General features: G+C 61.8%; 1 protein-coding gene and 1 pseudogene. One reads left to right on the plus strand and one right to left on the minus strand.

Going from position 1 to position 1,472, the window contains the following annotated elements; translation table 11 throughout:
* Nucleotides 1–615 (plus strand): annotated as a pseudogene (locus AC097P_RS23835) (phosphoribosylformylglycinamidine synthase); the annotation flags it as partial.
* Nucleotides 616–632: 17 nt separating this feature from the next.
* Here AC097P_RS23835 and AC097P_RS23840 read toward each other — a convergent pair.
* On the minus strand, nt 633–1,472 hold an 840-nt coding region (locus AC097P_RS23840; protein WP_479612910.1), incomplete at its 5' end, for a M14 family metallopeptidase.

Consider the following 1,472-nt stretch of genomic DNA (forward strand, 5'->3'; position numbering starts at 1 on the left):
AAGGCCACGGACATTGCCCACAACTGCGGCTTGGCGGTCAAACGCATCGAGCGCCTCGTGGAATACCGCCTGACGCTGAAGAACGGCCTGTTGAGCAAAACCGCGCTCACTGCCGAACAACTGCAACAGGTCGCGGCCCTGTTGCACGACCGCATGACCGAAAACGCCATGCTGGAGCGCGCCCAAGCCCTGGGCCTGTTCGGCGCCCTGCAGGCCGCGCCCATGGACCATGTGGATGTGCTGGGCGGCGGCAAGGATGCCCTGGTCAAGGCCAATACCCAGTTCGGCCTGGCCCTGGCCGCCGACGAGATCGACTATCTGGTCAACGCCTTCACCACACTGGGCCGCAACCCCACCGACGTGGAGTTGATGATGTTTGCCCAGGCCAATAGCGAACACTGCCGCCACAAGATTTTCAACGCCCAGTTCACGATTGACGGGGTGGCGCAAGAGCAGAGCATGTTCGGCATGATCCGCCACACACACCAGACCAACCCACAGCACATGTTGGTGGCGTATTCGGACAACGCGTCCGTAATGGAAGGCGTTGTGGTCGAACGCTTCGTAGCCAAATCGGCAGCTAGCCCCCGTGGAATAAGCACGTTGCGCTATCAATTACATAACAAACGTTCCTAAGACAGTGTGACCAGCAGGGGCTGCAGCACACTGGCGCCGAGCTTGCGGGAGCGCTCGCCGCTCCATCCTGTAGCCAGGTTGGGGTGTTGTGTGTTGTCTTTGAACGGCATCTCAATGGTCAGCGCCAGGCAGCCGAACTGCTGCGCCACCCAATTGGTCGCCAGAGCCAGGTTGGCGCTGCCCGGTGCACTGCGTCCATAGTTGAACTGGTCCTGGAAGTCCGGGCAGCTGGTCAGCCAGGTGTTCTTGAATGTATCTTCCATCTCGGCGACCCGTTCGGTGTAGCCGGGCGTGCCCTCGGACCCGACGACGAAGTTGTAGGGCAAGGCTTCGTCGCCATGCACGTCCAGACACAGATCCACGCCCGTCTGCAGCATCTTCTGGCGCACCAGAAAGACCTCGGGAGACTGCTCCATGCTCGGCGTGGCCCACTCGCGGTTTAGGTTGGCGCCGCTGGCGTTGGTGCGCAGGTTGCCGCGTACCGCGCCGTCGGGGTTCATATTTGGGACCACGTGGAAAACACAGCGATCCAGCAGCACGCGGCTGACGGCGTCATCGGGGTCCAGCAGGCGCTCCAGAAAGCCCTCGGCAAACCACTCGGCCATGGTCTCTCCCGGGTGCTGGCGGGCTATCAGCCAGACTTTTCGCTTGTTGTCCTGCGGCGTTGCGCCCTTGGCATCGGTGATGCGCAGCAGCGTCATGTCGCGGCCATCGAGCGTGCTGCCCAGACGTTCCAGGCGAACACATGCGGACTGCGCGGCCGAGCCCAGCAAGTCCAAATGCTGCTCGTAGGAGTAGGGTTCGAAGTAGGCGAAATACATGCAATTGCATTCGGG

This window comes from Rhodoferax sp. ZS1R8 (genome assembly GCF_056521325.1).